9 protein-coding genes and 1 tRNA gene are annotated in these 14391 nt (G+C 40.8%); 3 read left to right on the top strand and 7 right to left on the bottom strand.

Going from position 1 to position 14391, the window contains the following annotated elements; all coding sequences use genetic code 11:
- The first annotated feature begins 126 nt into the window (after positions 1–126).
- The 3 genes from GILLI_RS12230 to GILLI_RS12220 all read left to right on the top strand — a co-directional run bounded on the left by GILLI_RS12230 (position 127) and on the right by GILLI_RS12220 (position 4083).
- Positions 127–2043 carry a tetratricopeptide repeat-containing sensor histidine kinase gene (locus GILLI_RS12230; RefSeq protein WP_006989426.1) on the top strand — a complete coding sequence of 639 codons (1917 nt, stop codon included), beginning with the start codon at positions 127–129 and terminating at the stop codon, positions 2041–2043.
- Positions 2044–2052: 9 nt separating this feature from the next.
- A complete protein-coding gene (locus GILLI_RS12225; protein WP_006989425.1) occupies positions 2053–2718 on the top strand; it encodes a DNA-binding response regulator in 666 nt (221 codons plus the stop codon).
- A gap of 618 nt (positions 2719–3336) precedes the next feature.
- On the top strand, positions 3337–4083 hold the full coding sequence (locus tag GILLI_RS12220) for a peptidase associated/transthyretin-like domain-containing protein (protein WP_006989424.1): 747 nt from the start codon (positions 3337–3339) through the stop codon (positions 4081–4083).
- 48 nt (positions 4084–4131) lie between these two features.
- Here GILLI_RS12220 and GILLI_RS12215 read toward each other — a convergent pair whose 3' ends face one another.
- From GILLI_RS12215 to GILLI_RS12185, 7 genes are all read right to left on the bottom strand, one after another.
- Positions 4132–7368, bottom strand: coding sequence for a cytochrome c biogenesis protein (locus tag GILLI_RS12215; RefSeq protein ID WP_006989423.1), 3237 nt, complete (start codon positions 7366–7368; stop codon positions 4132–4134).
- 44 nt (positions 7369–7412) lie between these two features.
- Positions 7413–8732: an alginate export family protein gene (locus GILLI_RS12210; RefSeq protein WP_006989422.1), complete on the bottom strand. Its 1320-nt coding sequence runs from the start codon at positions 8730–8732 to the stop codon at positions 7413–7415.
- 59 nt (positions 8733–8791) lie between these two features.
- On the bottom strand, positions 8792–10288 hold the full coding sequence (nrfA, locus tag GILLI_RS12205; protein ID WP_006989421.1) for an ammonia-forming cytochrome c nitrite reductase: 1497 nt from the start codon (positions 10286–10288) through the stop codon (positions 8792–8794).
- Positions 10289–10340: 52 nt separating this feature from the next.
- On the bottom strand, positions 10341–10997 hold the full coding sequence (nrfH, locus tag GILLI_RS12200) for a cytochrome c nitrite reductase small subunit (RefSeq protein WP_006989420.1): 657 nt from the start codon (positions 10995–10997) through the stop codon (positions 10341–10343).
- A gap of 745 nt (positions 10998–11742) precedes the next feature.
- Positions 11743–12963, bottom strand: a complete 1221-nt coding sequence (locus tag GILLI_RS12195; RefSeq protein ID WP_006989419.1) for a site-specific integrase — start codon at positions 12961–12963, stop codon at positions 11743–11745.
- A gap of 253 nt (positions 12964–13216) precedes the next feature.
- A tRNA-Asp gene (locus tag GILLI_RS12190) sits at positions 13217–13290 on the bottom strand.
- An 84-nt stretch (positions 13291–13374) separates the two neighbouring features.
- Positions 13375–14307 (bottom strand): DUF58 domain-containing protein, encoded by a 933-nt coding sequence (locus GILLI_RS12185; protein WP_006989418.1) that lies wholly within the window; start codon positions 14305–14307, stop codon positions 13375–13377.
- Positions 14308–14391: the final 84 nt, after the last annotated feature.

Genomic DNA, 14391 nt, shown 5'->3' with positions numbered 1-14391 from the left:
GAAATTGGAAATACCGGGAACGATAAAACAGATTTAACAGAGGATCCTATAGGAGGATAATCCAGTTTCCTTGCTAAATATTTGAAGCCGCAAAAATATTGCGGCTTTTTTTATTATTTTCGTTCCATGAGATCCCCCCAAACTTACCTTTATATAATTGTGATTTGCCTTTTTTTTGCAGGCTGCGAAAAAAAGCCAGCGGAAGCTAAAGAAGTAAAACCGGGAGCCGGAGAAGTTCTTTTTCAAAAAGGTTTGAAAGCAGATTCTCCCCAGCAAATGCTAACATATTTTGAAGAGGGATTAATTGCTGCCAGTAAGTATGACACTATTACCTTATCCCTGCTGGATGGCAAAATATATGTTTTAAATAAATTGAAAGCCTACGATTCATCACTGGTTTATTCAGATAAACTGATAGATATATCCCAAAGCCAGGACAACATTTATTTTGAAGCATTGGGATACTACCGTAAAGCCAACGTTTATCGGTATATAAATGATTCGGAAGAGGCATTCAGAAACTATTATCTATCCAGGCAACGATCGTTAAGTATAGGAGACAGGTTAACAGCCGGCAAAAGAAGCCTGGAAATGGCCAATGCACAAGCCCGAATGGCCGATTACTTAGGAAGCCAGGAGTCTGCAACAACCGGCCTGAGATTATTATCTAAAGAAAAAGATACTTCATTTATCAGCACCGCATATAACGTGATCGCGATCTCCTACAGAAATCGGGATTTTCCGGATGATGCTATCAGGGAATATGAGAATGCATTAAAATTTTCGAGATCTACAGAAGACAGCCTTTCTTACCTAAACAACATCGCATTAGTGCTAAGGGAACAGGGAAATTACAAAAAGTCTTTAGAGATCTTTGAAAATATCCTTGCAAAAGTGGACCAGGTTGATGAGGATTCAAGAGCAAGATTTATAGACAATTATGCATATACAAAATGGAAACTTGATCCTGATAAAAACGTATTGGATGAGCTTCAATTGGCCTTAAATATTAGATTACAGCATAATGAACTGGACGGGCTCATTTCCAGTTATGACCATCTGTCAAATTACCATCAAGAAACAAATCTGCCTAAAGCCATGGATTATGCTATTAAATGGCTGGAGACAGCGAGGGAGAATTCCAGTCCAAATTCAGAACTGAGTGCTTTAAAAAAAATCATAAGTCTTTCTCCTACTAAAGGGTTTGAAAGCTATACCAACAGATTTATCACACTTAATGATAGCCTTCAAAATGCGAACCTAAAAGCCCAAAATAATTTCGCCAAAATAAAATTTGATGAGGAGCAGAAGCAACAGGAGATCGATGAGCTGGAAGTAGAGGCTACAGTACAGAAAATTGAAACCGAACAACTGGAAAATAAAATAATCGTTCTCTCCCTGGGTGGTCTTTTACTTTTAACTACAGGAGGATTTATTTTTTACTATCTACGCCAGCGCCATAAAAGAGAAAAAATAAGGGAAGTGCATCAAACTGAAAACAGGATTTCCAAAAAAATCCATGACGAGCTGGCAAACGATGTTTATAATGTAATGAGCAGCATGCAAAACATCGCGCCAGCTGCCACTATAGATAAACTTGAACATATTTATAGTCGTACGCGGAATATCTCCCGGGAGAATAGCAGTATCCCTACCGGCACGAACTATCTGCCGCATTTACTGGCAACCCTTAGTTCTACGATACCTGAAAATGCCAGGCTGATCCTTCGCGGTGAAAAAACTATCAACTGGGACCGCTTTAATGTCGAGAAAAAGATTGTAATCTACCGGGTGCTACAGGAGATTATGATCAATATGAAAAAACATAGCAATACAAGTTTGGTAGCTGTGATCTTTTCTGAAGAAAAAGGGTATCTAAATATTCATTATTCCGATAACGGAATTGGTGCATCTATAAAAACCCTAAAATCCGGAAATGGACTTCAAAATGTGGAAAACCGTATTTTTTCAATAAAAGGAACCCTTACATTTGAATCTGAAAAGGAAAAAGGATTAAAAATAGTGATCCGGATTCCATCATAAAACGGCAACATGTTTAAAAAAGTTCTTGTAGCGGAAGATATGGACAGCATCAATGAGGCTGTGGCAGCAGTGCTGAAAGATCTTGGTGTTGCTGAAGTGGCACATTCCCAGTATTGCGACCAGGCCTGGCTAAAGGCAAAAAAAGCCATTCAGGACAAAAATCCATTTAATCTTCTTATTTGTGATCTTTCCTTTAAACAGGATCACCGGGATGAAAAAATCCCTTCGGGCAAGGAATTAATTGCACTTCTTAAAAAAGAAGATCCAAATCTTAAAATCATCGTGAATTCTATTGAAGACCATCCGCAAACCGTTCGGGATCTATGGGATTCCGGCGCTATTGACGCCTATGTTTGTAAAGACCGGAATGGCCTTAAGGACCTGAAGGCTGCTATACTGCACGTATGCCAGGGCAAAACTTATAATTCCCCCGCTATAGAAAATGCCTTGAAACAAAATAACCTGTTAAGCCTGAATGAATTTGAAATAAGTATTGTAAAACATCTGTCCAATGGCCTCACTCAGGATGAAATAGAAAAGGAATTAAAAAATAAAAATATCAAACCCAGCAGTAAGAGTGCTATTGAAAAACGCCTGAAAGAGCTGCGGGAAGAATTTGGTGCAAATACCAACCCCCATCTTATTGGGATCATGAAAGATTTGAGATTGATTTAAAAAGCAATGCCGGTTCCGGAAAAAAAGCGAGTTGAGTAGGGTCAATGAGCTCTTTCCGGAAGCCGGCATTTTAATATTTAAATTGGCACCTGTTCAATAAAGCAAAAATAGTGCCGGGTAGTTTGTTGATTACGGGATTTACTCACTCCATATCTATACTACATTCTTAATAGATTTTCTTCGGCCTTAAGGCTAAGTCTGCAGACCTTTTTACTCTCCATTCCTGGCTATTTCCAATATCTCTTTATTGCTTCGATGGAAAAAGCCACGCTGTTCTGCCGTATCGAGCTTGGCGCGGATCCAATCGTTATTTCTGTTATATTAAAACTCTGTTTTGCCAAATTTATTTTTCTTATTGTAAAATATATACTCTGTCCACGCAGTGATATGATTTGAAATGCGGTGCACCGCTTTCATATAGGGAAAAATTTGGTAGATTATCACCACTCTTCATTTCAATAGCTTTAGCTTTAAGGAATTGTAGAAAATAACTCAATAATTGTCTTCAACAATTTAAAACTAATATTTATTATCCTTTAATTAGCATATCGTTTTCGCCCCAATGGGTGTAAAAAAAGTAAAACAGGGAAAAGCATTGCTTGCCTTACACTAAAAAAAATGTGCAGAATAAGAATATTTTTCACGCTTCTAATTAGTCTCTTTACGCTTTACTCAACCGCCCAGGAAAGAACAATACTTGAAGGCCGGGTAGTAAGTGACAACATCCTTCTTGAAAACGTATACCTAAAAAATATCTCCACCGGCAGATCTTCGACAACCAATAATAATGGAGAGTTCCTGCTAAGTGCCAAAGCCGGAGATACCCTGCTTTTTTCGCACGTAGCAATGAATGACCATATCAAATTGGTGGATTCTAATGATGTAATGAAAAGCCCCTTACTAATAAGTATGACAAGCCGCAACAATGAACTGGAGGAAGTGAGGGTTACGGATGTTTCGAGGATAAATGCGGTGAGCCTCGGGATCATTCCGAAAGAAATAAAAACTCTTACTTTGAACGAGAGAAGATTGCAAACCGCCGGAGATTTTAAATGGATACATCTTCTGGGTCTGCTAGGTGGCAATCTTCAGGTGGATCCAATTCTCAATGCGATTAACGGGAGGACCAAGGAATTAAAGCGGAATATCCTCATCGAAAAAAAGATTCAAAACATTGCGATTTTGGAAGGCCACAGAGATTATATTAAAAATATGATGGATTTGACAGATCAACAAATGGGCAGGCTTATTTCACTGGCTGCGGAAGAAGAGAAGGTCCAACTGGTTATTGACAGTAAAAATGAAAGTCGGGTACAGATTTTTCTTCTCGATACCTGGATGAAATATAAGCAAGCTGAAGAATAGCTTTATAACAGGAAAAGTTCCTTGCTGGTTCAGGAATCGGGATTACCACTAAACCGCCAACAAACTCTTCCTTTCCTTTTTTGATAATTTCTTGTAGCGTATTACAGCCAACCTTGAAACCAGCAACAGTGCGGCTACCATCCAATAGATCCACTCCGGAATAGGCACAGGATCTCCCGAGGCATAGGAGTGTAATCCTGAGAGATAGTAATTCACGCCAAAAGAGGTCATAATTATGGTCGAAAAAGCCCAGAGACTGGCAATATTGAGTACAAGAGCATTCTTGAGTTTTGGAATGAGCCTTAGATGCAGTACAAAGGCATAGACCATAATAGAGATAAGTGCCCAGGTTTCCTTTGGATCCCAGGCCCAGTAACGGCCCCAGCTTTCGTTTGCCCAAACCCCTCCAAGAAAGGTGCCTACAGCCAGCAGGAACAAGCCTATGGTAATAGACATCTCATTCACCATACTTAATTCCTGCATGCTCTTCCACCATTTTGCCGATGGTGTTACAGGTTTAAAAATAAGCAGCAACAGGCTTAACAGCGCCAACAATGCCGCAAGGGCCAAAGGCGCGTATCCGCTAACGATTACGGCTACGTGTATTTTTAACCAATATGAGTGCAAAACCGGCATCAGGTTGGTGATCTCGGGATTAAGCCAGTCCAGAAAAGCCACGAACAACAGGGTTCCCGAAAAGAGGATTCCCAGCGGTACAGTGAAATGTGATTTTTTTTCAAAAATAAGTCCGAAAAACAATATACACCAGGCTACAAATACCAGCATTTCAAAACCATCACTCCAGGGAGCCCGGCCTGCAATATACCATCGCAACGACAGGTGAAAGGTAAATAGGACCAGCCCCAGCCAGGCAAATACCAGGCCTGTATTCCAGGAGATATTAAGCCATTTATAATTTTTAAAAAGTTTGACAATGGCGAAGATCAGCATTATAGTTCCCAGGATCCAAAAGTATCCAAAGAGGCGGTTTCCTAAATTAAGCTCATTATAAAATAGTTCAGCTGCTACTATTTTATTGTCGGGATATACCGCCGCTCCGGCTTTTTCCTGAAAAAGTTGTATATATGAAAGCATCTCATAGGCTTCATTATAATTGGCCGAGACAAATCCTTTGCCAAGTGCCGACATATAAAGGGGCGTGATATTCTTTACAAACCGGGCATCCTCCTCGAGGAAATTGGCATGCTCATTGGATGTAAACCAGGTGTTGTTTGTGTCTTCCTTATTAGGAAACATCTTCAGAAAATCTCCCCGCAGGATGGCATAGAAAATATTGAACCGTTCATCTACCTTCAAAAGTTCCTTATGAGCCTCGTTTCTTTCCGCAGGTTTGAGTCGGTTAGCCTCTTCAACCAGATCCTGCAGCATATAACGCCCGTCGGGATCCAGTAAATCTTTAAAACTCACACTGCTTACCGGGTCAAGTTCAATGGCCTTAAAAATTGCACTGGCTTTTTTAGGATCTACCTTTATGAGCGGCAACGAACTATATGCGACAGGATCAAGCTGCACGGCCAGTAGGAACTGCTCGGCAGTGAGCACAATATCCCCCTCCTTTTGTTTTACGGTGATAGCGGTGCGGCCGCTAAGCTTGCGGGTGATCTCATTGGCAAGGGTATTCAAGGGTTTCATCCTGCCATCAAGATCCTGCACCACCAGCCCGCCGTATACTTTTGCGTGCTCCACAGGCACTACCGTATGTATAACATCTGGTAGCTGTTCCTGCGAATAAGCGCTAATGCCAAAAGATAAAGACAGAAAGATCTGCAATATGCTAAGGGTAGTTGCTTTTGGAATAAAGACTTTTGGGCTGCCGTTTTCCGGTTTTGCCAACCGAATATTTTCCCCTTTTACAGATGCCTTGGGTAATTTTTTGGTATTTTTGGACGCTTCAGATTTTAATCGTCTGTTTAACATACTAAAGCGGCTGCCTTTAACAAAGAAAGTAAAGAACATCCCAATAGTGAGCAGGGTATAGGAAAAATAGGTGATATAAGTGCCTGGCCTGTCCTGGCTTACAGATAATATCGTGCCTTTCTCATCGGTGTCATAGGATGCCTGGTAAAACCGGAATCCTTTATAATCCAGCACATTGTTCATAAAGATCCTGTACGGGAAACTGGCTTCGTGGTCTATCACCTGCATCTCGCTGGCATAACTGGCAGGGCTTTCGCTGCCCGGGTATCGCTCCAGCTCAAATGCCCTCAACTGAAGTGCAAATGGCAGCATCTCCTCACGGGGCCCGTAGGTAAGATAATATTTCTCCCCATCGGCGAAAAATACATGTTTCTGGGGATCCCTGCTTACAAGCGGAGTATAGCTATTCATTAATTCATTGCCCGCATCATCTGTCACCTTAATTTTTACCACATCTATTTGATCTGTGGCCATACCCCCGTGATCATCAGAATGGTATACGATCTCTTGTCCTTCGTAAATCCCTTTCACAAGGAATGCAACCGAATCTACCTGGTAAAGACTCCGCATCTGCAGCGGAAGCGTCTCCCCTACCCGGAGCATTCCCATCCTTTGGCTGCTCATTTCTATTATGTGCATATCCTTATCGCTCTGTACCATCCAGAGACTGTCTTCCTTAAATATGCGTATATCTCCCTTTCCTGCTGTGCTTGTGGAAAGGCCCAGTTTCCCCATGGGCAAATTATCTCCTTTTGTGAGCAGATGGTCTTCCCTTATTCCCCCAAAAGCCAATACCACCTCAATAAGGGTATCTTTCCCGGGGACATATTCCTTATGGGCGCCCTGCAGGTATTCTTCAATGTTAACATGAAATGACCTATTGCCCAGGCCGGCAATCACGGTTTGAGGCTTAAACTTATAAGAACTCAGTTCCATAGGCTTCTGGTACCGTAGCTTTTTATCAATATCTGCTTCGGCTATTTGAAGAAAATGCCCTGCGGAAAAATATGTATGTTTTACTTCGCCCTCCCTTATATGAATAATACCTTCATTACCAAAATATCGGGTTACCCCTGCACCCAGGATCATGATCACAAATGCGATATGAAATGCCCCAAGCGGCCAGCGCTTTGCAGTAAAGAGTTTATATTTTTTAATGTGTGAGATAAAATTCACTGCAAGCCATATCAATAATACCTCAAACCACCAGGCTTCATACACTGCCTCTCTTGCCACAGCCGTACCCCTATCATTTTCAATAAATGTGGCTACCGCCATCGCGACCGCAAAGACTACAATAAGTAGAAAAGAAACTTTGGTAGACAAAAGCAATTTCATAAATTTCATAACAATCCTTTTTAAATAAAAAACCAATCTCTTTTCCGCAAAAATTAAAACAGCAAACCGATGAACCGGTTTTTCATTGTGGGCCTGTAGATCATCATAAGATATCCCCAGTTTTGCACCCCTGCCGCATCCTGTACATTCTGCAAATATTCAATGCTATTGCTCCCAAAGTACTGGCTGTACCCACCCTGGAAAGAAACTGCGCTGTTCAAAATATATCCCATAGAAAGATCTGTTTCATAACCCAGGTGCTTTTTAATCTCATTGTTAATACCGGAAACAGGGGCGTCACTATAAAATGAATGGGTATTAAGAGACATAAATAGCTTCTTGTTCACATCATATCTTATCCTTAAGAACAGATCTCTTAATCCTACAGAATTCTCGTGCCTTCCTCCCACGTAAAACAAGTCCATATACCCATTATGTGCGTGATTTGTACCATAAAGCGGAGAAAAGGAATTGTTTTCTCCGGTGTTGCTGTTGGGATCTGTACCACTAAGGACTTCTATACCCAGGGTGAATCTAAGACTTTGTCCTTTTTCGGGATCTAAGGCAACATTTTGCGAAACCTGGGCACTGACATCATAAGCATTTACATCCCTGCCTTCACGGTCCTTACCAAACTGGTAATAATAAAAGCCTGAAAAAGTTGTATTGCCCACCTGATACCTCAAAGTAGGAAGGCCAAGGGTTTGACGGTAATGAATTCCGGTATTAATCACTTCATTATTAAGATCAAATTCTGAGAATTGCAATCCATTGTTCCAGAAAAGTGCAGAGAAATTAAATTTTCTAAACACATTTTCATACCTAAGGAAATGAGCTACTTTATATTGGTTGGGAATGCTGAAGAAATTCCCGCTCAAATTTTGATTTTCCTGGTTATAACCGCCTCCTGCATGTAATTTCATCGCTCCTTTTTCATATTTTAAGAGAGCAAAGTCATGCGCTCTTGCCTGCAATGCCCAATCAAGATTACCAAGGAACCGGAAATTGTCATAATTAAGCTCCTGCCGACCCAGTTTTACACTAAAATTTTCAAACAGGGAGGTTTCGGCCCAGGCCTCGTGTACAGAAAGGAAACCATCGGTCAATTTTACCTGCGGGGTATTACCCCAGGTGCGCACATCCTGTACACTCACATAAAATTTAAAGCTTTCAATATCATATTGAACATTAATACGGGCCCGCTGGGCTATGAATGTGGCAGCTTCATCGCCCTCTTCAATAAGTTTTCCAAAACCGTGGCGATATTCTGCCCGTTGAACAATTTGGCCATCAACATTAAACTGAGCCAGCGCAATATTTGTGAAGCCGCAGCAAAAAGCAATTACCAGGCTTATAACCAATGTTATTTTCATGAAATGATTTTTTTAACCAGGCAGGCACCTGGGTGAGAGTACTATTTAATATCCAAAGTTTATTTTTTTGAAATTTTCCTGCCGGGTAAGGTTTCACGTTCCCTTAATTTTCCCTCTTTTAACCACCTGGGAACTACCTCTTCAATATAGCGTTGTTTATTTTTCAATTCGGCAGGCATATCAAGGCCTATATACTCCTGTAAAAATTCCTTGCTTTTAAAATCGGGCATTTCCACCGGTTCAGTTTGCCCTAGTGAAGCCAGTAATCTCACTAATAAAATTCGGGTTTCCTGGATCTTTCCTGTGCCAGAGCTTACGATTCTGCTGGTTTCCAGGGGTGCGTGAAAGGCAGCTCCATGAGAGGCCACAGTAAAATCCCAACGCCATTGTGCGTGTCTTATTCCCAAAAGAATATCTACCATCTGGACTTCAGTAGCACCAAGGTCCCAGGCCTTTTTGGCTTCTATATGTGCTTTGGCGATCTCCTTTTGCAAATACCCTGTTCCTTCTTTTATCTTGCGCTGGCGTTCATAAACATCAGATACAAGATCCTCTTTTTTCTCCCTGTGGCACACAAAACAGGAATTTTCAACATTGGACAGCGGGGATCCAATATGGTGATCTGTAAATTTTTGTCCGCCTTCAGTTTTATACGGCATATGGCAATCTGCACAGGAGACTCCCCTTTTTGCATGCACTCCCATAGAGAAGATCTCATAATCCGGGTGCTGGGCTTTTATCATTCGCGCTTTGCTTAAGGGGTGTACCCAATCGGCAAAATCTATATTATCATAATATTCTTCCATAGCCTCCACCGTTAACCCATCCTGCCAGGGAAAAGTAAGATAAGCCGCGTCTTCTTTGCCTGGGATATCCTTGGCAAAATAATATTCCACGTGGCATTGGGCGCAAACCAATGACCGCATTTCCTGGTGAGATGCATTGGCAATGTCCTTGCCCATAGTCTCAAAGGCCTCTACAAGTGCCGGGCGGGTAATAGTAAGGTTCATTGTTTTTGGGTCGTGACAATCGGCACACCCAATGGGGTTTATAACCTCACTACCCAAATCTGAAAATTTCATACTGTAGAATTCGGTCACCCCCATTTCACTCATTAGCCTTGGTACATCTGTACTCTTACAGGTCCAGCAGGTACTAGGCATAGGCCCTTCACCTTTTTCCATGGGAGATCCTACCCGGGCGGTGCGCTGGATATCTGTAATTGCATGAGAGTGCCCCCGGGGCTGATTATAATCTTTACTAAAGGCATATCCTGCCCAAAGGATCACCAGTTCCGGCTGGTCATCCAGTACATCTGCAAATCCGCTGGTGCTATAAAGTCCCCTGAAGGTGGTATCGGCGGTTTTGCGATATGATTGATACTGCCTGGGGTAATTCAAGCCCCAAATAGAGTCCCTGGGCTCTATTCCCTCTATTTCCACCTGAGGCTGATAGGCAAAACGGGCTTCCGCTTTCCGGTCTATAATTGAGTTGGCTAGTAAAGCAAGTAGGAATACTGCAATGATGGTTAAAAGTAGAATTATCCAGTTTTTCATAGGTGTGAGAATTAGTATCTAAAAGCTTATTTAGTGCAAATGAGTTCAAATTTTATGGTGCAGGCCGGGTTATAGTATCGCTATTCTCTTCCATGCCGGTAATATATGATCTCATCCATGCCGGTATGATATCTCTTTTTTCAGGTGTATGCATGGGTATGGGTTCAATTTGGTAGCCTACAGAAGAAAGGCTTTTCACCCTGCCGTGCGGCACTTCCCTATGGCATTCCCAGCAGGTACGGTCTGTCCTGTGAAATTCGTGATCTTCAATAGTTGCCAGCAATTTCGCATCTGTTACCCGGGTATCATGACATCGAATACAATTATCCTGGATAACTGCTGCTGAAGATTCCCGTGCTACAATAACTTCAGGTTCTGCGCGAAGGGTAAAAATAGCCGAATGGTACAACCCGTCCATCGCCTTAAAATAATATTGATTAAAAACGTTATTATGCGGCACATGACAGTCATTACAACTGGCCACCTCACGGTGGGAACTTTTATTCCAGGTAAGGTATTGAGGTGTCATTACATGACAATTCATGCAGGCTTTAGGATCATCAGATAAATACGAGGCTGCATTGCTGAGTTTTAAAATATAAAACCCCAGACCTAAAAATGCTCCTATTGAAAGAGTTGCTGCCATTCTCCATTTAGGGGGAGGAATAAGCCTTTTGAAAAGGTTTCCTTTTTTAACAGATCCGGCCATATTCTGTACTTTTTTTCACGAGTAAAAATAAAATAGGTGGCCCGTATTAAATATGATATTGGTCATATTTGGCAGAGTCTAACAACTTTTTTTAGGGTGGAAAAAGCAGCTGTGGGTTGAGATGTTTGTGAATAGGGAATAGGGATTCGGGAATAGGGATTAGTGTAATAGTCTTTAGGTTGGTAGTACGTAGTCAATAGTTTTTTGGAATTTGGTGAAGATCTGGCAGATGGATATTTTAATTCTTTCTTTGAACAATTTGAAAAGATTGCAGAACAACCACATCTTTATCAAGCCGTATTTCATCAGGAAAGGATATAGACGAAGGGTATGGGCGTTGACAGTATTTTTTATCGAATTAAAGATAATACCATTGAAATTATGAGAATAATTGGAAGGCAAGACTTTTAGGTTTCGTAAGCAAAAGATCCTTTCAGGAGCTGATTTGTGGGCTCCTTTATTATAAAGCTAGCAATTTTCCCACAGATAGCGCTAATATTCGCAGATCTCATTAAGTGAAAAAACTATCTTCCTCTCCAATGGAATTAATATTTAGGGATAAAAAAACTGACAACTGAAAACTAAAAACTTTACAACTGGCAACCCACAACCCTACCACCGATAACTCACAACTCCTCCACCATAAACTCAAACTCTGCCCACAATATGATCTTATTCTGCCCAAAAGAAGGGATTAAAGCTTCTATTAAGGACTTTGGAAGGATACAATAACGCAACACAAAACCTACTTCTGACTTCGGATCTTTTCTTCTAAGGCTTCCATATCCCTTCCCACCTTCTCATCCAGCACCTTGGCATAGATCTGTGTTGTTTTTAAAGATTTATGCCCAAGCATCTTCCCAACAGATTCAATAGGCACGCCTTTAGAAAGCGTTACCGTGGTTGCAAAGGTGTGCCGGGCTAAATGAGTGGTTAAATTCTTTTTGATGCCACACACGTCGGCTATCTCCTTTAAATAAGCATTGGATTTCTGGTTGGTAAGCACAGGTAATACTACTTTTCCGGATTTTACCTGAGGGTGATCGCTATATTTTTCAAGGATTGCTTCCGGGACTTCCAGTAAGGGAATACTGCTTAGGGAATTTGTTTTTTGCCTTTTGGTTTTAATCCATTTTTTTCCATTCATCCCGAGGACAATATCATCCTCCGATAGCTTTTTCACATCGGCAAAGGCCAGGCCGGTGTAACAGCAGAATAAAAAAATGTCCCTTACCAGTTCCAGGCGGGGGATATCAAATTCTATTTCTCCCATTTTCTGAAGTTCCATATCAGTCAAATATTCCCGTTCGGAAGATTTCCAGGTTCCTTTCCAGTGAAAGAATGGATCCCGATCTATCCACTGATTGGCATAGGCGATACGGATGATCTTTTTAAAATTGACGATATACTTGATTGCCGTGTTATGAGCGCAGTCTTTTTGGGATTTTAAATAATGCTCAAAGCCGGTGATAAATTTATGATCCACCTCCTGAACCGGAATATCTTTCTTTTTGTAAGAGTACAGCAGGTAATTTTCAATATGTGCTTTACAGGCATTGTAGCGCTGCATGGTGCCCTTTGTATAACCTTTCCCAATAAGCTTTTTCATTTGGTCATTATGTTCCTGAAAAATCTCCATAAGCATCCGCTGCTCCTCCCCCTTTCCAAAATAAATATCCCGAATGATCTTAGAAGATATTGACTGATTAACTCTTATTAATCGATCATTTATATCATAAAGTTTTGATTTGATGGAATCCAGAAACCTGTTTATAGATTTAGATTCATCTGAATTACCCTTGGCGTTCCCGCTTCCAGAACTCCATTTTCTTAACTCAATTTGTCTGCCAGTGCTAAATTCAGAACGTTTCCCGTTAATGGTAATCCGGGTATATATTACTGAAATGTCATCAGGTGTTGATCTTCCCCGTTTAAGGTAAAAAAGAATGTTTAGTAAAGTTGCCATAGGTGCGTCTTTTAAAATACTCACCAGAAAGGTACGAAATGAAGGGATGTAAAAGTGTTAAAGAAAACCCGCAACCCTTTTATTAACAGTACGTTATGAGCTTCGCGGTGCGTCTTTTTAGAGTGAAAAAAGACGCACCGAATTGAGCACCAATTACTTATGTTTATTTGCTATTAAATGACATTAAATAAATTAAAAAAGCCTCTAAATCGTTGATTTAGAGGCTTTTAGCGTTATTTTGAAGTGTAATAAGCGGTCTGGACGAGACTCGAACTCGCGACCCTCTGCGTGACAGGCAGATATTCTAACCAACTGAACTACCAGACCGTTGCGTTATTGCGAGTGCAAATATACAGTAGTTTTTATATTGCACAAACATTTTTTTGAAAATATTTATGGGAATAGTACCGCTTAACCTCCAAATTTTTGTCTTTCAATAAGATAGGTGGTTAAAATTTTTTCAAAATTTTCTCCTATATCCGCCTGAACGTATTTAATCCGGTATTTTGCACACTGTAATTTAAGCGCTCCTATATAATTTCCCACAGTTTCCCGGTAAGATTCCTTAAAATTATCGGAATAAAGGTCGATATGTGATCCGGTTTCCACATCGGTGAACCGCCTGGGAACATTGTCGAAATCAAAATCGATCTCCCGTTTTTTATCGATTACATGGAACAGCACCACTTCGTGTTTGTTATATTTCAAATGTTTTAATGCCTCGAACAATTCGGCTTCATCTTTGTCATCCTGGAACATATCCGTGAACAAAAATATCAGGGAACGACGTTTTAGCTTTTCTGCGATTTGATGTAAATAGGTGTAGCTGTCGGTGGTTTTATTTTTAATAGAATTGCTAAGAATATTATCCATTTCACTCAGCAACATCTTGTGATGCCGCTCACTTCCTTTTTCCGGGGCATAGTATTCATACGTGTTGCTATAGATACTCATTCCCACTGCATCCCGCTGACGCTTTAAAATGTGCATTAGGGAAGCCGCCGCCAGCACAGAAAAACCAATCTTATTAAGGGAATCCCTTCTAAAGCTTTTCGCTTCTGGAAAATGCATGGATGCAGAATTATCAAGAATCAGGTGACAGCGCAAATTAGTTTCCTCTTCATACCTTTTCGTATAAAGCTTATCTGTTTTAGCAAATAATTTCCAATCGATGTGCCGGGTGCCTTCACCACTATTATAGATCTTATGTTCGGCAAATTCCGCAGAAAATCCATGAAACGGACTTTTATGCATCCCCGAAATAAAACCTTCCACCACCTGCCTGGCTAATAGTTCTAGATTGGTAAATCCAGAAGATCTGGGTACTTCCTGTTCTAAATCCATTCTTCTTCCTTTCTAACCTTTTTTAGGTTTGGATACTTAATTTTACTAAGATAATTATTATTTGTAAAGAGGTGTAAAGGGAAA

Origin of the sequence: Gillisia limnaea DSM 15749, from assembly GCF_000243235.1 — a bacterium.
GTDB lineage: Bacteria > Bacteroidota > Bacteroidia > Flavobacteriales > Flavobacteriaceae > Gillisia > Gillisia limnaea.
Note: the sequence above shows the minus strand (reverse complement) of the source record. Positions and strands in the feature narration are given on the sequence as shown.

Excerpts from the sequence above, each read along its gene's own strand:
- nrfH (WP_006989420.1), bottom strand. The coding sequence starts at position 10,997 with ATGGCCGGATCTGTTAAAAAAGGAAACCTTTTCAAAAGGCTTATTCCT.
- nrfA (WP_006989421.1), bottom strand. The coding sequence starts at position 10,288 with ATGAAAAACTGGATAATTCTACTTTTAACCATCATTGCAGTATTCCTA.
- GILLI_RS12195 (WP_006989419.1), bottom strand. The coding sequence starts at position 12,963 with ATGGCAACTTTACTAAACATTCTTTTTTACCTTAAACGGGGAAGATCA.
- GILLI_RS12225 (WP_006989425.1), top strand. The coding sequence starts at position 2,053 with ATGTTTAAAAAAGTTCTTGTAGCGGAAGATATGGACAGCATCAATGAG.
- GILLI_RS12210 (WP_006989422.1), bottom strand. The coding sequence starts at position 8,732 with ATGAAAATAACATTGGTTATAAGCCTGGTAATTGCTTTTTGCTGCGGC.
- GILLI_RS12215 (WP_006989423.1), bottom strand. The coding sequence starts at position 7,368 with ATGAAATTTATGAAATTGCTTTTGTCTACCAAAGTTTCTTTTCTACTT.
- GILLI_RS12185 (WP_006989418.1), bottom strand. The coding sequence starts at position 14,307 with ATGGATTTAGAACAGGAAGTACCCAGATCTTCTGGATTTACCAATCTA.
- GILLI_RS12220 (WP_006989424.1), top strand. The coding sequence starts at position 3,337 with ATGTGCAGAATAAGAATATTTTTCACGCTTCTAATTAGTCTCTTTACG.
- GILLI_RS12230 (WP_006989426.1), top strand. The coding sequence starts at position 127 with ATGAGATCCCCCCAAACTTACCTTTATATAATTGTGATTTGCCTTTTT.